Here is a 19,885-nt window from a genome sequence, read left to right on the forward strand (position 1 = left end):
ATGGTGAAGAGTCGTCCCCACGATTCCCGAGCCGCGCGAACACCCTCGGGGAACACGACGGTTCCTGCTACGCTCTCGCGCCGATGGAAACGTCTCTCGTCCTCGCTGCCATGGGGCGCCGGCTGCGGCCGTCGCTCGCGGGCGTGCTCCTCCTCTGTCCGTCCCTGATTCAGCTGGGCTGTGGGAGCGACGCGCCCAGCATGCGGCCCATCGCCGAGGGGGATCCTTGCGAGGGACCCGTCGTGTTCGCAGAGGGCGACGATGGCCACGCCGAGCCTCTGGCCGTGCGTCCCGACGAGGTCCGCGCGGGACGGCTCGACCTCGAGCACCTCCCCGATGATCCGCGCGGCCTCAACACGTACCGGGCGCGTGACTTCGTGCTCGCGAACGAGCACGTCGCGCTGATCGTCGAAGATGTGCGCCCGTCCGACCACTTCCACGAAGAGGGTGGCATGATCGTGGGGTTGGGCCGCATGCGCGACGGTCGCATCGTCGACGTGGCCGACTACGGGGAGCTCGTGCCCACCATGGGGCTCTACGCCATCCACCCCGAGAGCGCCACCGTGCTGCAAGCCGGCGGGCGCGGGCGCACTGCCGTGGTCCGCGTCGTGGGCACGATGCGCTCCTTCGCGTTCCTGCCGGACCTGTTTCAGATCATCCTCCGCGGCAACCACGACGGTTGGCAGGTGGCCATCGACTATTCGCTCGACGCCGGGGCCGAGTTCGCCGAGGTGACCATCCACGCGGCCAACGCGAGCGACGCCGTCGCCACCGTCGTGAGCAACGCGCTCTTCGCGGTCCAGGCCAACCGCATGCCCGTCTTCGCGCCCACCGTCGGGGCCGACACACAGTCCGGTGAGTTCCCCTACCTCGTGTTCGTCGACGACGAGGGCACCAGCTACGCGTGGGAGTCGCCCGCCGGCGTGATCGACACGCTGCTCTCCGTGAGCAACCTGCAGTTCTACGCGGGCCCCCGTTACGAGCTGCCTGCGTGCTCCGTCCACAGCGAGGTGGTGGGGCGCGTCCACATCGGAGAGCAGGGCTTCGACAGCGTGCTGGCCAGCATCGCGCGGACCCGCGGGGAGACGCTGCGCTCGGTCGCGGTGCACGTCACCGACGCCGATGGCGCAGGCCTCGAGGGCGCCAGGGTGCATGTTCAGACCGGCGCGGGCGACTACGTGACCCGAGCCGTGACGGATGCGAACGGTGATGCGCAGGTTCACCTGCCTGATGGGGAGCACCAGCTCGAGGCGTACCTCGATGGCTTCGGTCGTTCGGGGGCGGTGGACGTGGCCGCCGAGGCGACGAGCGTGGCTGTCGCCTACCCCGCGGTCGGCACGCTGACCGTCGCCGCGCGGGTGCCGGGCACCGACGACGCGCTGCCAGCGCGCGTCGCCATCGCGCCGCTGAACGGCAGCGCGCCCTCGACCCCGGGCGCGTGGGGCGAGCACTTGCCCCCTCACGGCCTGTCCGCGTTGGCCTTCCAGACGCTCGACGACGGCCACTACACGCTGCCCCCTGGGGAGTATCGGGTGACGGTCTCGCGTGGCTACGAGTATGAGCTGCACACCGAGGACGTCGTCGTGAGCGCGGGCCAGACGACCACGGTCACGGCGGATCTCGAGCACGTCGTGGACTCCAGCGACGAACTCTGTGGCGACTTCCACATCCACACCAACCGCTCGTTCGACGCCGAAGACGACGCTGCGCTCAAGGTGCGAGCGGCGGCCGCCGAGGGCCTCGAGGTGCCCCTCCGCTCCGACCACGAGTGGGTGGCGGACTTCGAGCCGCTGATCGCCTCGATGGGCCTCACGGAGTTCTTGTACGGCGTGGTCTCGCTGGAGCTGACCACCTTCGACTACGGACACTTCGGAGTCTTCCCGCTCGAGGTGGACGACGCCGCGCACAACAACGGCGCCGTCGACTGGGTGGGCCGGTCGCCACAGCAGGTGTTCGACAGCGTGCACGCCCGCGAGGTGGACGGCGACTCGCCCCTCGTCATCGCCAACCACGCGCGCGAGGGCATCGCGCTGCTCGGGTACTTCACGGCAGCGGGCTACGACTCGCAGACCAACACGGCGTCCGTCCCCGAGCTGTGGAGCGCGGACTTCGACCTGCTCGAGGTGTTCAACGACTCGAGCTTCGACGAGAACCCGAGCCTGGTGGCCGACTGGTTCGCCTTCCTGAATCGCGGCACCCGGGTGTTCGCGGTGGGCTCGTCGGACACGCATCAGGTGTTCGGTATCCCCCTCGGCTATCCGCGCACCTGCGCGCGGGTGGGTACCGATGAGCCCACTGCGCTGCGCAGCATGGGGCCCGGGGTTCTGCGCGATGCCATGGCGGCAGGGCACAGCGTCGTCAACGGAGGCGTGCACGTCACCGCGCGGCACGCGTCCGGGGCGCGTCCCGGTGACGTGGTGACGAGCGCCGCCGCAGACGAGTTGGTCCGCGTGCGGGTGCAGGCGCCTCAGTGGGTCGACGTGGACACGTTGCGCGTCTACGTCGGCGGCACGCTGGTCGAGACCATCACGCTGGACGCGGGCACGGTGGATCCTCTCGACCCCGTGCAGCGCTTCGACGCGGACGTGGCGGTCCCGACGGGCGGGGCGGCGACCTGGGCGGTCTTCGTGGCGGCTGGAGACACGGACCTGGCGCCCGTGCATCCGGGGCGCATGCCTTTCGGAGTGACCAACCCTATCTTCTTCGAGCCGTGACCCGCTCCCCCATGACCACCCTGGCCCTCCCCAGCGCCCAGCTGCACGCTCTCACGTGGGGCACGTCCCGCCCAGACGCCCCCGTCGCCCTGCTCCTGCACGGATTTCCCGACATCCCGCTCAGCTGGGAGCCCGTGGCTCTGCGGCTGGCGGAGCGGGGCCTGCGCGTGGTGGCTCCGTACCTCCCTGGCTACCACCCGTCGCCGGCCCCACGCAGCGGTGACCTGCTGGAGATCACGGATCGCGTCCTCGAGGCCTGCCGCGTGCTGTCGCCGGACCGCCCGCTCTACCTGGTCGGGCACGACTTCGGGGCGGTGGTCACGTACGCCCTCACGGCGCGTGCCCCGTCGCGTTTTCGCGCGTGCTCCGCGATGTCCGTGCCGCACATCCGGGCCTTCCTGGTGAACGGCTTGACCAGCCCCGCGCAGCTTCGGCGCAGCTGGTACATGGGCTTCTTCCAGCTGGTGCCGCTCGCCAACGCCGTGGTCCCGCGCGACGACTACGCCTTCATCAAGCGACTGTGGCGCGTCTGGTCGCCCGGCTACACGCTCCCGGAGGCCCACTTCGACGAGCTGCGGGCATGCTTCGATGCCTCCATGCCGCAGCCGCTCGCCTGGTATCGCCCGCAGTCGGGGGTGACCGGCGCTTCGTTGCGCGACCTCCCTGGCGTCCTGCGCCTGCTCTCGACCCCCATCCGGGTCCCAACGCTCTACCTGCATGGCGAGGACGACGGCTGCATCGGCCCCGCCATGATGCGCGGGCAACGACGCTTCTTTGCGTCGGACTTCAGCGAGGACGTCGTGTCTTCGGCGGGGCACTTCTTGCAGCTCGAGCAGCCGGCGCGGGTGAGCGCCCGCCTCCTCGAATTCTTCGGTCGCTATCCTCTCTGAGCGGTCGGCTGCAAGGTCTGGCGTGCGTGGCCTCGAGTGGCTCGCGTGAGCGCCGCGTTCAGCGCGCTCAGCTCGAAGGGCTTCTCCAGCAGCTCCACGCTCGCCAGGTCGCCGCTGCCCACGTCGAGCTCGTCTCCCGAGTATCCGCTCATGAGGACGGCGGGGAAGTGGCGTTCCCGCGCGCGGATGGCGCGGAGCGCAGCCGGGCCCGTCATGCGTGGCATGCGTACGTCGAAGAGTAGGACGTCCACGCTTCCCTGCTCCTGACTGAACCGCTCCAGCGCCGCGGCGCCGTCCTCTGCGGCGAGCACGGTGTGGCCCTCTCCCTCGAGCATCTGCACCAGCGCGTTCCGCACCAAGGGCTCGTCCTCCGCCATGAGGACGCGCAGCGGCGCGCTCGTGCTCGCTCGCGGCGGGCGCTCGGTCTCGACGGGGCGCTCGTCGGTCCGAGGCAGCGAGATGCGTACGCACGCGCCCCCGCCGGGCGCGTCCTCGATGCGGATGTCCCCGTCGTGGGCGCGCACGATGCCGAACACGATGGACAGGCCGAAGCCCGTGCCGCGCCCACGCTCCTTCGTGGTGAAGAACGGCTCGAACACGCGCGCACGCAGGTCGGCCGGGATGCCGGGGCCCTCGTCGCAGGCGCTCAGTACGATGCGGTCCTCCGTCTGCGAGAGGCGCAGCGTGATGCGACCCCCTGCGGGCATGGCGTCGCGGGCGTTCACGCACAGGTTCATCAGCACCTGCTCGAGCTGCGTCTCGTCGGCCAGCGCGTAGGCGGGCTCCGACTCGAGCTGCACGTCGAGGGTCACGTCCTCCGGCAGCAGGCGGGCCAGCATGTCGCGCGCGCGCGCAAGGGTCTTGTTCAGGTCGACCGGAACGCGCTGTACGGGCGACCGGTGACTGAACGCCAACAAGCGGCTGGTGAGGGTGGCGGCGCGTTGGACGGCGTCGCTCGCTCCGCTCAGCGCTTGGGCCCGGACGCTTCCCTTCGTTCCCTCGAGACGGGCCAGCTCCAGGTTGGCCCCGATGGCTTGGAGCAGGTTGTTGAAGTCGTGGGCGATGCCGCCGGCGAGGTTCCCCACGCTGTCCATCCGCTGGGCGTGGACGAGCTGCTCGTTCAGCGCACGGAGACTCGCGGCGTTGGCCTGCGCGTCCGTGACGTCCTCCGCTTGCAGGAGGAGCGCCTGCTCCTCGCGGCCCAACGGCACCGCGGTGACGCGCGCGTTCCAGCTGCGCGTCTGCCCCCGGGCGTCCACCACGGACACGCACGGCGGAGGGTCGAGCGGTCTGGCGGCTGCGGTGGCCTCCCGCACGGCGTCGATGGGGGTCTCGAGCCAGCTCGTCACCGGCTGCCCCACCATCGCGGCCGTGGTGGTCGCGAGCATGCGGGCCATCTGCGGGTTGGCGTCCACGACCGCTCCATCGGAGCCGAGAATGGCCATCCCGATGGGCGCGTGGTCGAACGCGCTCGCGAAGCGTGCCTGGCTTGCGCGGGTGGCGGCCTCGGCGGTGCCCCGCTCGGCGTTGAGCGACGTGAGCAGCAGCGAGAGCACGCCCGCGGAGGTCATGAACAGCCACAGAGGGCCTGGTGCCAGCGCGCCGCCAGGGCTCGCGAGGGGCCCGTGTGCGATGGCCGTGCCGGCTACTGCGAGCGAGCAGACGAGCGCACATCCCGTGGCCGCGCCCCGAGGGCCCAGCTCGAGCGCGGCCCATGCCAGCGCCATGATGGGAAGCAGGAGAAGCGCGCTCTGGAACTCGACTGGAACCCCAGGGGTCCCGAACGCCACGACCGACGCGCATACGATCAAGAGCACCGCCACGCCCCAGTGACCCGCAGGGACGCGCCGGCCTGGGCGCAGCCAGGTCAGCGCGAGAGGGCCCACGATGAGCGCGCCCGTCGCATCACCAGCCCACCACAGCGCGAGCACCCGGGGCCAGTCGCTCGGCGTGACGGCGCTGCTCACCACCAGGGCCGAGGCGCCGACCAGCGCCGACGCGAGGGGCGCGAGGAGGGACGCGAGCGCCGCGTAGTCCCGCACCTCGCGCCGGACGTCGAAGCGCCCTGAGAAGCCGGTGCGCTGTAGCAGGTAGCCAGCACACAGGGCCTCGAGCGCGTTGCCGGTCGCGATGAACAGCGCACCGCGCGGATCCGTGCGAGCCAGCAGGTTGACGGCGAGCGCCCCGAGCCACACCACGGGGACCATGGCGCGGCCGTACACGACGACCGCAGCGATGGCGATGCCGGTCGGCGGCCAGACGAGGGTCACCGCATCGACCACGGACGACAGACGCAGCCCGAGCACGCCGCCCACGACGTAGCCGGCGAACACGAGTCCGGACGCTTGCCAGGTGGTCTTTCGGGTGGGGGTCAGGGCACCGCTCGCTTCGCGGTCCCAGTGTGCCCCGATCCAGGGATGGTGGCTAGGCGCAGCCCCCGGGGTGCCTCGTCGTGCTGCGGGCCGCCCCTGCTGCACGCACCCGAGCGACAGTGCTCGGGCGCTGCATCTGCGTGGCGCTCGCGTCCGCTATGGGCCGTGCGTTTGGGCGGTCCTCGGCGGCCTGGCCTCGAGACGTGCGCACGCTCGCCAACCGTCCCAACTGCGCGTGGCCACGAGCTGTGAAGCGGTGACCTCCACCGAGAACTGCGCGGCGTAGCTGGCAGCGCGGGGCGTGCCTTCTCCCAGCTGCGCTATCGAGGCCGGCCCCAGACACGCTTCCGCGGCCGCGGGCTCGCGGGGCATCGACTGGGGCGGCCACTCGGTCATGGGTCCGAGCTCGACGACCTCCGTGCAGCGAGGAACCCCCGAGAGGTCACACCGAGCGAGCGTTCTGGTGAGCGGTCGAGCGCAGCCCCGCTCATCCGACGGCATGGACGCCCACACCACCCCGAGCTGCTCCCCCAGCACGAGCGGCCACTGGGTGAGTTCCACCGACAGGTGTTCGAGGTCGGGTGATCGCGTCGCTTCGCCTTCCTCGCCGAGCACCAGGAGTGGCCACACCTCGTCGCCGCTCGCGGCCAGCAGGTAGTGGGTGGCGCCGAAGTCGCTCATGCGGCCCACGCGTAGCTGGGCGATGGCATATCCTCTCGACTCCCCATCGCTCTGCTTGGCGAGCCGCCAGCCGCTGGCGAGGTGGCATCGCGACCGCGCGTCGCCGCCCAAAGCATCGCACAGCTCGTCGACGCTCGAGTAGACCGCTGCCGGGGGCGGCGACGCCGCGACCCACACGAAGGGCCGATCGAGCTCGGCCAGCACATCCTGAACGTAGCTCGCCCGGGTGGCGTCGGGGGCCACGCTCAGGGAGGCCCGGTAGTACGTCACTGCCAGCACCGGGTGCCTGGGTCCTACGCGGTTGCCTTCGGCCCACAGCCGGTCGGCGAACGCACGCGGAGTCTCGTCCGCGCGCTGCAGGCATGGCTCTCTCTCTGCGCCGCACCCGAGCGGGTCGTCCAGCAGCAGTCGATCCGCGGCTCGAGGCGCCGTGGTGGGATGCGACCAACAAGCGTCTTCGCTGGCGTTGTCGTCGACTTCGTGCTCACCCCAGTCACGCCCTACTGGGCACCAGGCGCTTCGGTGGCACGCCACCAAGCACGAGGCGCCAGCGACCAACGTGCACGCGCGAAGCAGCGTCACCAACGAGGCGCGGTCCATGTCGGCTCAGGATGGTCGAGCGAGGGCCCGGACGCGAGCCCAAGTTTGCGGGCACGTTGGCCCGCTGCGCGCTTTAGGCCAGGTCGACCTCGTGCGGACGCACGGCGCGGTACTGCGGCGGTGGACCGAGGCGGAGCTCGGCGCGCAGCTCGTTCACGTCGCGGCTCAGGGCGTCCGTGTAGTCCACGTGGAGCAGCTTGCGAGCCCGCAGCCCACGCATGAACCCCTGCCGGATGATGCGCCGCGCGTTGGGCTCGTAGTCGCTCACCAGGCCGCCGAAGCGCACGTAGCCCGCGAGCACGATGAGCGCGAGCCCTGGGGACGGATGCTGCGCGAGGTCGAACGCGAGCAGGGCCGCCTCGCCGATGAGGTCGCCCTTGTAGCCCGTGAGGGCGTGCTCGAGGTCGTGCGTGTCGCGCAGCCAGTCCTGCATGAAGGCGACGTCCGAGCGAGCGTCACGCGTGCGCACGTCCGCCTCGAGCAAGCCGTCGGCCGTGATGCCTTCGGACTCGACGAAGGCGAGGTACGCGTGAGCGAGCGTCTCGGGCCCGAGCGCGCGCAGCGCGGCGCGGTCGAGCAGGCGCTCGACGAGAGCGGGCGGGTTCTCCAGCAGCGCGGCGCCCACGGGGTCGGCGCGCATGCCGTCGGTCGTGCGGTCCAGCATGCGGCCGCTCAGAGCGTCCAAGATGATGAACACCTGATCGGTGGCGTTCGGGTCGCGCAGCAGCGCGGCGAGTGCACGGAGCGCGCGGCGAGGAGCGTAGCGCCCCGTGGGGGCCGTGGCCCCGTCGGACGCTTTCGCCTGCGCGGGTGCCTTGGCCTTGGAGGTGGAGGGGGCTGGGACCGAGTGGGAGAGAGTGGTCTGCATGGAAGTACCTCCGCGGTGCTGCGCCGACTGGGCGTCGTGCTATCTACAGAAATGTAGATAGCAACCTGTGCGAGGATGTCAAGCATGTCGACGACGAGACGCCGCAGAACCAAGGAGGAGGCGCGCGAGGAGATCCTCACGGCGGCCGCCAAGCGCTTGCTGGACGCGGGCCCGGATGCCCTGCGCATCGCCGATGTCGCGGCGGACGTCGGCATGACCCACCCGACCCTGCTCCATCACGTGGGATCACGCGACGAGTTGCTGCAGGACGCGACGGCGCACCTGATGCAGCGCACGGCGGCGCGCACGCTCGAGGCCATGCGTCGCGCGGGGAGCGAGCAGGAACTGGACGGCTTCGTTCGCGAGAGCCTCGAGGCGTTCCGCGACCGTGGCCGTACACGTGCGGTGGCATGGTTGGCGCTGACCGGGCGCCTCGGCGCCACATCGAAACCTCCGTGGCAGCCGTTCATCGCCGCCGCCCACGCGGCTCGTCAGCGCCGCTTGGCCGCCCGGGCGCGCGGACACGGACGGAGCCTCGCGGCATCCGCGGCGCTCTCGCCGGAGGCGGCAAGCTCCATGGACGTGCCCGAGGCCGACCTCGGCGAGACGCGCAACACGCTCGTGTTGGCGTTCCTCGCGGTGTTCGCGCTGGAGCTCATCGGGGACTCCGTGTTGGCAGACGCAGGCCTCGGCACCGACGCAGGTGCACCCGACCGCTTCCTCGGCTGGTTCGCGTCGTTGCTGGACAAGACCCTCGCGTAGAGGCCCGGACCAAGCCGTGCGCGCGCGATGGATCTGGTGAGCGCCGACCCCGCGTCGCCTCCGCGGCGCTCAGGCGGTGACCAGCGGGAGCTGGCGGCGCGCGCTGGGCGAAGGCACCTCGACGGGGTAGCTGCCCGTGAAGCACGCGTCGCAGTAGCCGTGCCCCGACGGATCCCCGCCCACCGAGCGGTGCAGGCCGGCCACGCTCAAGTAGCCCACTGAGTCGGCGCCGACGAAGCCCGCGATGTCCTCTGCGCTGTGCTTGCTGGCGATCAGCTCGCTGCGCGTCGGCGTGTCGATGCCGTAGAAGCAGGGCCACGCCGTGGGCGGCGAGCTGATGCGCAGGTGCACCTCGCTCGCGCCTGCGTCGCGGATCATCCGCACGATCTTCCGCGACGTGGTGCCGCGCACGATGCTGTCGTCGATGACGGCCACGCGCTTGCCCTTCAGGATCTCCTGCACCGGATGCAGCTTCAGGCGCACGCCGAAGTGGCGGATGGAGTGCTGGGGCTCGATGAACGTGCGGCCCACGTAGTGGCTGCGGATGAGGCCCAGCTCGAAGGGCCGGTTGGAGGCCTCGGCGAAGCCCAGCGCGGCCGCGACGCCGCTGTCCGGGACGGGCACCACCACGTCCACGTCCGCGGGCTGGTCCTCGGCCAGGGCGCGGCCCATGCGCTTGCGCGCGGCGTAGACGCTCACCCCGTTGAGCACGGCGTCCGGGCGCGCGAAGTAGACGTGCTCGAACACGCACATGCGCGGCTCGCGCGGCTTGCCCTTGAACGGGCGCAGCGTGCGCATCCCGAACTTGTCCACCACGATCATCTCGCCGGGCTCGATGTCACGCACGTACTGGGCGCCGATGAGGGTGAACGCAGGAGGCTCCGACGCCACCACCACCGCGTCGCCCAGCCGGCCCAGGCACAGCGGGCGGAAGCCGTTCGGGTCACGCACCGCGACCAGCTCCTCGGCCGACAGGAACACCAGCGAGTAGGCGCCCTGCACGCGCTGCAGGGCCTCGGCCACCCGGTCTTCCGTCTCGGACGCGCGGGAGCGCGCGATGAGGTGCACCAGCACCTCCGTGTCGCTGTCCGACGAGAAGATGCTGCCCTCGGCCTCGAGCTCGGCGCGCAGGTCCAGCCCGTTGGTGAGGTTGCCGTTGTGCGCGACCGCGATGGAGCCGTGCGCGCAGTCCACGGCCAGCGGCTGTGCGTTCTTGATGTGGCTCCCGCCGGCCGTGCTGTAGCGCACGTGGCCGATGCCGCGGTTGCCGGGCAGGCGCTCGATGACCGGGTTGGTGAACACGTCCTGCACCAACCCCATGCCGCGGTGCGCGAAGAGCTGCGCGCCGTTGCTGGTCACGATGCCGGCCGCCTCCTGCCCGCGGTGCTGCAGCGAGTGCAGCCCCAGGTACGTCAGGTTGGCGGCCTCGTCCGCGCCGAAGACGCCGAAAACGCCACATTGGTCACGGAAATGATCGTCGTCGGGGTCGTACGCCACGGGCGCTTCATAACGCCGCAAGGGCTCCAAGTCCATGCTATCCCCCGCAGCGTGTCTCCTCGCGTGCTCGCGTCCGCGCTCGCGGCCTTGATAATGCTGGGCTTCTCGGCGTCGCCAGCGCGTGCGCACCTGGGCAGCACCAAGTACCTGTACGTCGAGGTGCCAGCATCGACGGGGGCGACCGCCTCGGAGCCAGCGCCCACCCTGCAGGTCATGGCTTCCATCGAGACTGTGGACGTGGCCATGCAGCTCGGCCTGGGCGAGGAAGCCCCCGTCGGGGCCGTGCTCCAGCGGCACGACCAGATCGCCGCCTGGCTGCTTGGGGGTGTCACGCTGCGGCGTGGCGGCGTCGTGTGTCCGGGGCAGGTGGGCGCTCCGCGAGAGACCGCTCGCGACCAGCGCTCCTTCATCGACGTCGACTTGACCTTCAGGTGCGCCACGCCCGCGGGCGAGGGCGACCTGGTGCTGCGCGACGACACCGTCTTCCCCGACGACCGGCAGCACGAAGCGCTGGTGTACGTGGGGGGCGGGCGAGAGAGCGCCACGGTGCTGCGCGCGGGCCATCGCGAGCTGGTGCTGACTGGACCCCCTCCAGCGACGTGGGAGCTGGGCGGGGCGTTCCTCTGGGAGGGCATGCTGCACTTCGCGTTGGGGTACGACCACGTACTGTTCCTGCTCTCGCTGCTGCTGGGCGTCGGGCTCCTGCGTCACCCCTCGGGAGAGGCGCGCGCTCCGGTTGGACCGTCCGAGGTCAAGGCGCCTTCCCCGCACCGCGCGTCGCTCGCGCAGCTCGCCTGGCTCGTGACGGCCTTCACGGTGGGTCACAGTGTGACGCTCGCGCTCGCGGCCCTCGAGGTCGTCGTCCTGCCCAGCCAGCCGGTCGAGGTCGCGATCGCCGCGTCCATCGTCGCGGTGGCGGTACACACGGCGCTGGCGCCGCAGCGGCGCGGCGGCCTCCCGCTGGTGGCAGGAGGCTTCGGGCTCATCCATGGCTTCGGCTTCAGCTCCGTGCTGCGGGAGCTGGGCTTGCCCGCTGGCGACACGGTGCTCGCGCTCGTGGCCTTCAATGTGGGCATCGAGCTGGCACAGCTCGCGTTCGTCGCGCTGGTCCTGGGCCCGCTCTTGCGGCTCGGTCGGACACCCTGGTACGAGCCCGTCGTGGTGCGCGGCGGGTCGGTCGTCATCGCGCTGATGGCGAGCTATTGGGTGGTCGAGCGCGTGCTTGGATAGGCCGAGAGAACGGCCCCACCGAGGCAAGAGCGTAGGGCGGCGTCAGTCCAGCGGTGTGTTGGTCTGGTGGCGCAGCTCGATCAGCTCGAAGTCGAACAGCCGCGACAGCCCGTCGTCGCCGGGCACGCGGACGCGTAGGGTCGACGTGGTCGTGCTCTCGAAGTCGCGCCGGCCCTCGGGCCGGACGGGTAGCGAGAGCCGCTCCCGTGCCGAGAGGGTGTAGCTCTCCACCGTGCCGTCCATGCCGATGTTCCGTGGTCTGGCGCCGGTGACCGAGAGGCCCACGTCCAGCGCCCCGAGCCCCATTTCCACGTCGTTGAAGCGAATGTGGGCCTCGGCCGCAGCATCCTGCATGTGCAGGTTCAGCTGGAGCGAACGTCGCAGCGGTTCGTTCTCGAGCGTGACGGTCCACGAGTCGCCTGGTGCGCGGCGCGTGTCCAGCCCGTAGCGTTGGTCCTCGTCGAGGCCCAGGTACACCGGCGTCATGGTGCGAAACGCCTCGTACGTGCCACCCAGGGCGGGCTCGATGCGCTCGCCAGCCACGGTGATCACGGCCTCGCCGGTGGGCCGTGGCTGCACCCGCACCACCGCATCGTGCAGCAGATCGCGTGCGTCGGCGCTCGTGGTGCCGATCCGCAGGGAGCTCACCTGGTACTCGTACGTGGTGACGCCGTCCTGGGGGTCCACGGCGGCGATGCGCTGGATGGCGTCCAGCCGGAAGTACGCGGCGCTCGGCGTGGCGTTCCGCGCCTGTCCGCCGGCCCGCTGCACCGCGGAGACGCGACGCGTGTAGGTGGCCTCGATGTGAGCGCGCCGGCCCAGCGTGCGTGGCAGCGCAGCGTGGATTCGGTAGCGCCCGTCGCTCGGCTCCTGCGGGGCCGCGGCGCCGGTGGCTGCGTCGGGTGACTCCCGGAAGTACGAGTAGACGAACGAACCCAGCCCAATCAAGGCGACCAGCCCCGTTGCCCCGCCGAGGGCCTTCGCCCAGAGCGGGACGCCGCTGGCCGGGGGGGTCACGCTGCGGCGGTTGCACAGCGTGCATTCCCCCTTCGGGTTGAGCACCGTGCCGTGGGTGGGGCAGCGCGGAATCTGGGAGACGCTCACGTCGGGGAAGGTAGCAGGTCGCGTCGCGCGTACCTACCCCGCGTCGTCGGGGAGGGCTTCGGTTGTTGACTCCCCCCTCGATCACGCGCACCACATCCCCAAAGAGAGCCATGCCGCGAGCCATCCGACGAATCGAGACCCTGGCCCCCCGCCGGTCCGCCCCATACGGAGCGAAGGCGTGCCACCTCGCTCAGCTCGCGCGGGCCGGGTTTCCGGTTCCCGCGGCGGTCGCCATCCCCTCGACCCTGGCCGACGACCTGTTCGCCGAGCGCCTCGAGCCGAGCGAGCTGCCCGCGGCGTTGCTCACCAGCGAGGCCGCATCGACGCAGCGCTTGGCCGGCATCCGGGAGCGAGTGTTGGAGCTCCCCTTCAGCGAGGCGCTCGCGCGCGAGCTGCGGGACGCGCTGGACGTCCTCCGCCACGAGGGCGTGAGCAGCTTCGCGGTCCGGTCGTCGTCGACGCGTGAAGATGGCGCCGACGCGTCGGCCGCGGGTCTGCACGACACGCACCTGCACTGCGAATCCGACGCGGAGGTGTTCGACGCCATCCGCGCGTGCTGGGCGAGCCTGTTCACCGAGCGCGCGCTCACCTATCTGCGCCGGCACGGGGCTCAGGAGGCGGGCATGGGCGTCGTCGTCCAAGCCATGGTGGACGCCGAAGTGGCGGGCGTGACGTTCACGGCCAACCCGCTCACGGGGGACGGTGGGGAGATCGTCATCACCGCCGCCTACGGGCTGGGCACCTCCGTGGCGGACGGCCGCGTGTCTCCGGACACCATCCGCGTCGACAAGGCGACCCGCGGTCCGCGCGATCGCGTCATCGGCGAGAAGCGGACGAAGGTCGTGCTGAAGCGTCGCGGCGGCTCGGGGGCACGGACCGTCGAGCAAGAGGTGCCGCTCGCGCTGCGGGCCGAGCTGTGCTTGGACGAGGCCCAGGTGAGCGCCTTGACCGACCTCGCGCTCCGCGTGGAGGAGAGCTTCGGGCAGCCCCAGGATCTCGAGTGGGCGTTCGCCAGTGGTCAGTTGTTCATGCTCCAGGCGCGGCCAATCACGACCCCGGTGGACATCGCGAGCTGGCGCAAGCGGGGCGACGTTCCGCGTGTGGACCGAGCGCGCATCGTGTGGTCGAACGTCAACGTCGGGGAGGCGCTGCCCGGTGTCGCCACCCCGCTCACCTGGAGCATCCTCAGCAGCTTCAGCGAGCTGGGCTTCCGCCGCGCCTTCGGCTCGCTGGGGTGCAGCGTCCCGCGCGACGCCGAGCTCGTGGGGGAGTTCCGCGGGCGGATCTACCTCAACCTGACCGAGTTCATGGGCATCCTCACCCAGGTGCCCGGGCTGCGCCCCAAGACCCTCCTGGCGTTGGGCGGCGGTGGCATGGGGGACCGCTTGGAGTCCGACGTCGTGCCCCGCTCACGCGCGGCCTTCTTCGCGCGCCTCCCCGTCACCGCGGCTCGCTATGCGCGTGAGAACTACAACGTCACCGAGCGCGTGCGCGCCTTCGAGCATTTCTACGAAGCGGAGCGGCGGCGCATCGAGACGGTCAACCCGGCGCTGCTCTCTCCTGCGTCGATGGCCGCGCTCCTGCGCGACGTGGAACACCTGCTGGACGAGGCGGGCGCCGTCATGCTCACGGTCTACGGCAACCTGCTGGCCAGCGTGGTCCTGCTGCAGGGGGTCTTGATGCTCGTCGTCCGCGACCAGGCCGAAGCTGTTCAGCGCGACCTGCTCGGTGGCCTCGCCGACGTGGACAGCGCCGCGCCTGGGGTCACCCTCTATCACATCGCGGAGAGCAGCGCGCGTGAGCCAGCGGTCCGCGAGGCCATCCTGGCCAGCCCCGCGACCGAGCTGCGGGTGGATGCCCTGCCGGACGGCCCCACGCGCCGTAGCCTGCAGCGCTTCCTCGAGGCCTACGGCCACCGCGGGACGCGCGAGGCCGAGGTGGCTGCCCCGCGTTGGTCCGAAGACCCGACCCTCCTGTTCGCGACGCTGCAGATCTACCTACGCGAGGGGGCGTCCTCCGTTGCGCGTGGGCTCAACCCCGTGCAGATGGCAGAGCGGCAGCGGCAGGCGCGGGAGGCGGCGTTGGCGTTGGTCTCCAAGAAGCTGCCCCTGCCGACACGCACGGCGGTGCGCCACCTCCTGGCACTGGTGCAGCGCTTCATGCGCCTCCGCGAACGCCTCCGCAGTCACGTGACGGCCGTCCTGGGGTTGTTCCGGCACGTGGCGCTCGACACCTCGCGACGCATCGAGAGCGTGGAGCCCGGGGCGGGCGCGGACGCGGCCTTCTACCTCACCCTGGACGAGATCGACGCGTTCTTGCGCGACGGCAGCGAGAGCGTGGCGGTGCGTGTGCAGCGCCGCAGGCGGCGCGTGGAGCGTGACCGCAGCCTGCCAGACCCGCCCGACACGTTCGTGGGCTATCCACCGCCAGTCAGCATCGAGGCGCCGGACAGCGACACGCTGCTCGGGCTCTCGGCGTGTGCGGGCGACGTCACGGGTACCGTGCGCGTCATGGACTCCCCCGCGGACGCCGCGCACTTCCGGGCGGGCGAGGTCTTGGTCTGCGCGTGCGCCGACGTGGGGTGGTCACCGCTGTTCCTCGTGGCGTCGGCGGTCGTGACCGATCTGGGTGGGCCTCTCTCGCACGCGGCCATCGTCCTGCGCGAGTACGGTGTGCCCTCGGTGGTCAACGTCAAGACGGGCACCCGCCAGCTCAGAACGGGCGACCGCGTCCGTGTCGACGGCGGCGCGGGGCGCGTCCACGTGATCGAGCGGGTGGCTCGCGGCTGAGATGGCGCGTCCACCGGACACGCGGTCGTTGGTGGTGAGCGTCGTTCACCAGGACGCGGCGCTGCTCGTGCTGGCGAAGCCCAGCGGTCTACCCACCACCACGCCGGACGACTCCGACTGCGTGGTGCGGCGCGCGCAGGCGCTGGACCCCAGGGCGCCGCGCCTGCACGCCACGTCGCGTTTGGACGCCGAGGTGAGTGGGCTCGTCACCTTCGCGCGTACCCCTGCGGCGGCCGAGGCGCTGCGCATGGCGCGCGTGGAGGGGCGCTACGGGCGGCGCTACGTCGCCCTCACGCTCACTCCACCCGCGACCGACGAGGGGGTTTGGGACGCCTCCATCGCCGTCGACCCGCGTGACAAGAGGAAGCGCGTGGCGGGGCCCGGCGCACAGGAGAAGCACGCCCGCTCGCGGTTCGTCGTGTCCGAGAGGTTGCGGCACGGAGGCTTGTTGCACCTGTTTCCCGAGACGGGGCGCACGCATCAGCTGCGCGTGCACGCGCTGGCGGCGGGCGCGCCGCTCTTCGGCGACCGTGTGTATGGCGGTCCCGCGCGGGCGACGGGTGTCGACGGGCGGGTGATCACGGCGCGGCGCACCATGCTGCACTGCGCGGCCCTGCGCTTGCCCGACCTCGCGGCGGGCTGCGGTGAGCTCTCGCTGGAGCTCGCACCTCCGCCCGACTTCGCGGCGGCGTACGCTGGCCTGTCGGGGCGCTGACGTGCGCTCGAGCTCGACTCGAACCCTCGCTTCCCACGGTGCGGCCGAGGCGTCAGGTGGCGTCGAGCGCGGCGTTCACCTCGCGCTCGATGGCCTCCGCGCAGGTGTCCTCCATGGCGTCGACCGACCCGCCCATGCGCTCGCAGTTGCGCTGGTACACGAAGAGTCGCCCGACCTTGCCGTCGCGAACGTCGTCGGCCAGCGCGCACAGGCGCGGGTCCACGCCCTCTGCGATGACCTCGCGGCCGGGGAGGTTCGCGACCACCACCAGCGCCCCCTCGAGGGAGTCTGCGACGCGCTTCGTCAGCTTCTTCATGGCGCCCCGTAGGCGCCGCTCGAACACGGCGCGCGACGTGCTCCACGGAGGCGGGGGCGTCGACCCATCCAGGTCGCGCGACTGGAGGAATGCCACGGTGGCGCCGGCGCGGTCCTCCTTCGCCTCCAGCCACAGACCCAGGTAGTAGAACACCTCGGGGTTGGTCTGGCTGTCGCGTGCTGCGGTCTGGATGCGGTCACCCGCGGCGTCCAGGTCGCCCACCTCGAAGTAGGCGCGGCCAATCATGAAGTCCAGCTCGGGGTTCTCGAAAGGTCCCTCCGGCAGGCGCTTGAGCGCCTTCGCTGCGCGCTCGTGGTCCCCGGTCTGGAGGATGGCCTCCACCTTGAGCAGTACGGCGTCGGCCTTGGCGTCCTTCGAGTCCGCGTGCTCGATGGCCAGGTCGATCAGGCGCAGCGCTTCCTCGGGCTGGTGCAGCGGGTGCATGTGCAGCTCGGCGGCGTTCAGCAGCGCCTCGGTGAAGAACTCGTCGAGCGCGATGGCCTTGCGGTAGTGCCGCAGGGCGGCCTCCACGTCGCCCTGCGCGGCGCGCACGTACCCGAGGAGGTTGTGCGCCTCGGGCGCCTCGGCCAGCTCCAGGCACGCCAGCGCGGCGGCGAGCGCCCCTTCGAGGTCGCCTTCAGCGACCCGCTCCCAGCCGGCGTCGAGCTGCGCGGCCACCGGATCGTCCGGCATGTCGTCGTCGTAGTGCATGGTCTCGGGCCCCGCGCGCCAGCACGGGGACGCGCAAGGTGGGTCTCGCGCGGCCCGCGGTCAAGCCTACTGGCCCGTGACGAACAGTCCGAACAGCCCCGGCGTGCCCACAGCGTCGGCTGGGCTCTCGAGGGGAGCGGTGTCCCCCGGCCCCGCCGCGCGGATGAGCACCCGGGTTGGGTCGGCCTCGCTCACGTCCCAGCGGCCGGTGTCGTCGTAGGCGACCCGCAGCGACGAAGCGCCGGCCAGAGTCTCGAGGGTGAGCACGCGGCCGTCCGAGAGCCGGTGGACGCGGGTGCTCGAGCCGACCGTCGTGACGGCGAAGGCCCCATCCTCCGAGATGGCGTCGGTGCGTCCTTCGCAGGGGGCGACATCCGCCTGCGCGCCCGAGCGGAGGTCGAAGCGCACCACGCGGCCACCCTCGCAGGCGAGCCCGAAGGTGCCCGCGAAGTTCGTGGCTGTGGGCTCCTCCACGGAGAACGAGGCGCGTTGGCTGCTCCCGTCGAGGGTCGCGACCACCATGTGGCCATCACCCATCGCCAGGATGCGCTGGTGGTCCGGCGTGATCTGGTACAGGTGCAGCTGAGACGAGGCCGTCCAGCGCTCGCGCTCACGGCCGCTGGTGACGTCCAACACGCGCACCTCGCGGTCGGTGGTGCCCACTGCGACGAGGGCGCCGTCGGCGCTCACCGCGCGGCTGGCGAGCTGCGGGACCTCGAGGCGTTGGCGCCCGCGGGCGTCGTAGAAGCGGAACGTCTCGTTCGCGACGACCGCGAACGCACCGCCGGCCAGCATCTGCAGCGTCGCGTAGCCCTCCGCGCTACCCTGGGCGCGCAGACGACCGGTGCGCGTCTCGTAGACCTCCCACCACACCCGCCGCGTTCCGCCGTCACGCGTGGAGTCGAGGAACGCGATGGCCGCGCCGTCCGGGGAGAGATGCGCCATCCGCATGCAGGTGCGGGGGTCTTCGCAGCGCACCTTGGACGAGCGGCTGCGGCGGAGGCGTACATCCGCTGCTCCGCCAGAGCGCTGCACCACGAACTCATCGTCGCGGTAGGTCGCCGTGACCGAGCCATCGTGCGTGCTGACGACGTTGCTCTCGACGATGCGGTCGCTGTCGAAGAGGCAGCTGGAGTAACCACCCAGCTGCGCGATGGCGCCCGTCGGGCCCCGAGTGACCTGCTGCTCGCTGCCGCACGCCAGGTCGCGCATGCCCTCGGCCGCGAAGCGCGAGACCCCCGCCCGCGAGCGGGTGAACAAGACGCGGCCATCCATGCTGAAGCTGGCCCCCCACACGCTGACCTGCGCGCCCTCCTGGACGAACGACGAGCCGAGCGTGGCGTCTCGGCCGCGTCGCAGCTCGGGCGGGTTCACCCCCGCCAGGGACCAGCGCCCGTCCGGTGAGAAGACGGGCGGGGGCTCGCCCGAGGGACCCGCCATCGCGGGCAGCTCGCCGATGACGCCTCGGGCGTCGAAGAACGTGCGCTCGCCGTTTCCGTCGATGGCCACGAACCCACCTTCGCCAGGGAGTGGCACCACGCGGAAGGTGGCGTACTCCGGGTCGACGTCGCCCGCCGGGAGCTCCACGCGCGCGAGGACGCGACCCGTCTCGGCTTCGACGTAGAGGCCTTGCGTCTCCGCGACGGCCACGATGAAACGTCCATCCGCGCTGTAGGTGACGTCCGGGGTGGCTTCGCCCGGCATGTCGAAGTCTGCGCGCACCCGCCCGCTGCGCGAGTCGGCGAGCTCGATGCGACCGGGGCGCGCGAGGAGCAGTTGTCCGCCTTGGGGTCGGAAAGCCACCCGGAGCCGTTGGTCGGGGTCCTCGGGGGCGTCGCCCTCGAGGCGCACGCTGTGCACCACGCTCAGATCGGATGTGTCGTGGAGCGTGAAGTCTCGTCCGTCTGGTGTGACGACGGCGATGCGGGCACCACTCGGCGAGTACAGCACCTGCACACGCCAACCTTCGCCGTCCTCGTCCTGAGGGCCGGAGGTGATCAGCGTGGTCTCCTGTCGGCCGCCGTCGTCGGGGCGCGCCGTCTCGAGCGTCAGCTGGTCTGCGCCCACGCGTACACCCGCGATGCTGTCGCCCCTGGGGTGCAGCGCATAGCCGACGAGGCGGCTCTCGTCTTCCCTCGAGGGCGCCGGGGCGAGCGTGCGCAGGGTGTCGCTACGCAAGTCCCACAAGATGGCGCCGTGTCGGAACGTGGAGACGAGGACGCGCGAGCCGCTCGCGTCGACGTCCAGCGCCGGGGAGTCCTCGTCGAACCAGGGGCGCGCATACGCGCGCAGCGCGCCCGTTTCCACGTCGTAGGCCACCAACTCGCCGTGCGAGCTGACGGCGAAGACGCGCTTGCTGTCAGGAGAGAACACCGCGCTCGTGATGTAGCGTCGGATGGCGGTCCGGATGACCGGGCGAGCCGGGCTGACCGTACCATCGGCGCGCGGGCTCGCGAGCGCCAGGTCGTCTTGGTTGAGGAGGTTGCGTGGCGGCGCGGGGACGGTCTCCACTGGCGTGAGGGTGGGCGTCGGGCTGCCGCAGCCGGCGGCATGGACACCCGACCACAGCATCAGCCCCGCGCCGAGCGCGCGCAGCCCTGCGAGGCGGAGGGGAGGTCGGGTGGACATGGCTACCT

13 protein-coding genes are annotated in these 19,885 nt (G+C 71.5%); 6 read left to right on the top strand and 7 right to left on the bottom strand.

Annotation, left to right across the window (positions count from 1 at the left end; all coding sequences use genetic code 11):
* Window positions 1–83 precede the first annotated feature (83 nt).
* Both H6726_11565 and H6726_11570 read left to right on the top strand, forming a co-directional pair.
* Window positions 84–2,714: a carboxypeptidase regulatory-like domain-containing protein gene (locus H6726_11565; protein ID MCB9658274.1), complete on the top strand. Its 2,631-nt coding sequence runs from the start codon at window positions 84–86 to the stop codon at window positions 2,712–2,714.
* Window positions 2,711–3,604 (top strand): alpha/beta fold hydrolase, encoded by an 894-nt coding sequence (locus tag H6726_11570; GenBank protein MCB9658275.1) that lies wholly within the window; start codon window positions 2,711–2,713, stop codon window positions 3,602–3,604. Before H6726_11565 ends, H6726_11570 begins: the two co-directional genes overlap by 4 nt.
* On the opposite strand, the gene H6726_11575 is transcribed toward H6726_11570, so the two are convergent.
* The 3 genes from H6726_11575 to H6726_11585 all read right to left on the bottom strand — a co-directional run bounded on the left by H6726_11575 (window position 3,592) and on the right by H6726_11585 (window position 8,125).
* Window positions 3,592–5,937 (bottom strand): MASE1 domain-containing protein, encoded by a 2,346-nt coding sequence (locus tag H6726_11575; GenBank protein MCB9658276.1) that lies wholly within the window; start codon window positions 5,935–5,937, stop codon window positions 3,592–3,594. The genes H6726_11570 and H6726_11575 overlap by 13 nt on opposite strands.
* A 195-nt stretch (window positions 5,938–6,132) precedes the next feature.
* Window positions 6,133–7,257 carry a hypothetical protein gene (locus H6726_11580; protein ID MCB9658277.1) on the bottom strand — a complete coding sequence of 375 codons (1,125 nt, stop codon included), beginning with the start codon at window positions 7,255–7,257 and terminating at the stop codon, window positions 6,133–6,135.
* 73 nt (window positions 7,258–7,330) lie between these two features.
* Window positions 7,331–8,125, bottom strand: a complete 795-nt coding sequence (locus tag H6726_11585; GenBank protein MCB9658278.1) for a hypothetical protein — start codon at window positions 8,123–8,125, stop codon at window positions 7,331–7,333.
* 84 nt (window positions 8,126–8,209) lie between these two features.
* Between H6726_11585 and H6726_11590 the strand changes: the two genes are divergently transcribed.
* The gene (locus H6726_11590; GenBank protein MCB9658279.1) at window positions 8,210–8,887 is read left to right on the top strand and encodes a TetR/AcrR family transcriptional regulator; all 678 of its coding nucleotides are present in this window, start codon (window positions 8,210–8,212) and stop codon (window positions 8,885–8,887) included.
* Between the two features lie 69 nt (window positions 8,888–8,956).
* Here H6726_11590 and H6726_11595 read toward each other — a convergent pair whose 3' ends face one another.
* Window positions 8,957–10,420: an amidophosphoribosyltransferase gene (locus tag H6726_11595; protein ID MCB9658280.1), complete on the bottom strand. Its 1,464-nt coding sequence runs from the start codon at window positions 10,418–10,420 to the stop codon at window positions 8,957–8,959.
* Window positions 10,421–10,435: 15 nt separating this feature from the next.
* On the opposite strand from H6726_11595, the gene H6726_11600 reads away from it, so the two are divergent.
* Window positions 10,436–11,614 (top strand): HupE/UreJ family protein, encoded by a 1,179-nt coding sequence (locus tag H6726_11600; protein ID MCB9658281.1) that lies wholly within the window; start codon window positions 10,436–10,438, stop codon window positions 11,612–11,614.
* Between the two features lie 42 nt (window positions 11,615–11,656).
* Here H6726_11600 and H6726_11605 read toward each other — a convergent pair whose 3' ends face one another.
* Window positions 11,657–12,718 (bottom strand): hypothetical protein, encoded by a 1,062-nt coding sequence (locus H6726_11605; GenBank protein MCB9658282.1) that lies wholly within the window; start codon window positions 12,716–12,718, stop codon window positions 11,657–11,659.
* Window positions 12,719–12,828: 110 nt separating this feature from the next.
* On the opposite strand from H6726_11605, the gene H6726_11610 reads away from it, so the two are divergent.
* A complete protein-coding gene (locus tag H6726_11610; protein ID MCB9658283.1) occupies window positions 12,829–15,507 on the top strand; it encodes a hypothetical protein in 2,679 nt (892 codons plus the stop codon).
* A gap of 1 nt (window position 15,508) precedes the next feature.
* Complete coding sequence (locus H6726_11615) at window positions 15,509–16,222, top strand: RNA pseudouridine synthase (protein ID MCB9658284.1); 714 nt, start codon at window positions 15,509–15,511, stop codon at window positions 16,220–16,222.
* Window positions 16,223–16,274: 52 nt separating this feature from the next.
* Here the strand turns inward: H6726_11615 and H6726_11620 are convergent, their stop codons facing one another.
* Window positions 16,275–17,249, bottom strand: a complete 975-nt coding sequence (locus H6726_11620; protein ID MCB9658285.1) for a tetratricopeptide repeat protein — start codon at window positions 17,247–17,249, stop codon at window positions 16,275–16,277.
* A 66-nt stretch (window positions 17,250–17,315) separates the two neighbouring features.
* Complete coding sequence (locus tag H6726_11625) at window positions 17,316–19,877, bottom strand: WD40 repeat domain-containing protein (protein MCB9658286.1); 2,562 nt, start codon at window positions 19,875–19,877, stop codon at window positions 17,316–17,318.
* Window positions 19,878–19,885: the final 8 nt, after the last annotated feature.

The sequence above is a fragment of the Sandaracinaceae bacterium genome (genome assembly GCA_020633055.1).
Lineage (GTDB): Bacteria > Myxococcota_A > Polyangia > Polyangiales > Houyiibacteriaceae > JADJJE01.

What these genes read in the sequence shown, in the direction of transcription:
- H6726_11565 (MCB9658274.1), top strand. Translation starts at nt 84, where the DNA reads ATGGAAACGTCTCTCGTCCTCGCTGCCATGGGGCGCCGGCTGCGGCCG.
- H6726_11580 (MCB9658277.1), bottom strand. Translation starts at nt 7,257, where the DNA reads ATGGACCGCGCCTCGTTGGTGACGCTGCTTCGCGCGTGCACGTTGGTC.
- H6726_11585 (MCB9658278.1), bottom strand. Translation starts at nt 8,125, where the DNA reads ATGCAGACCACTCTCTCCCACTCGGTCCCAGCCCCCTCCACCTCCAAG.
- H6726_11590 (MCB9658279.1), top strand. Translation starts at nt 8,210, where the DNA reads ATGTCGACGACGAGACGCCGCAGAACCAAGGAGGAGGCGCGCGAGGAG.
- H6726_11595 (MCB9658280.1), bottom strand. Translation starts at nt 10,420, where the DNA reads ATGGACTTGGAGCCCTTGCGGCGTTATGAAGCGCCCGTGGCGTACGAC.
- H6726_11610 (MCB9658283.1), top strand. Translation starts at nt 12,829, where the DNA reads ATGCCGCGAGCCATCCGACGAATCGAGACCCTGGCCCCCCGCCGGTCC.
- H6726_11615 (MCB9658284.1), top strand. Translation starts at nt 15,509, where the DNA reads ATGGCGCGTCCACCGGACACGCGGTCGTTGGTGGTGAGCGTCGTTCAC.
- H6726_11620 (MCB9658285.1), bottom strand. Translation starts at nt 17,249, where the DNA reads ATGCACTACGACGACGACATGCCGGACGATCCGGTGGCCGCGCAGCTC.
- H6726_11625 (MCB9658286.1), bottom strand. Translation starts at nt 19,877, where the DNA reads ATGTCCACCCGACCTCCCCTCCGCCTCGCAGGGCTGCGCGCGCTCGGC.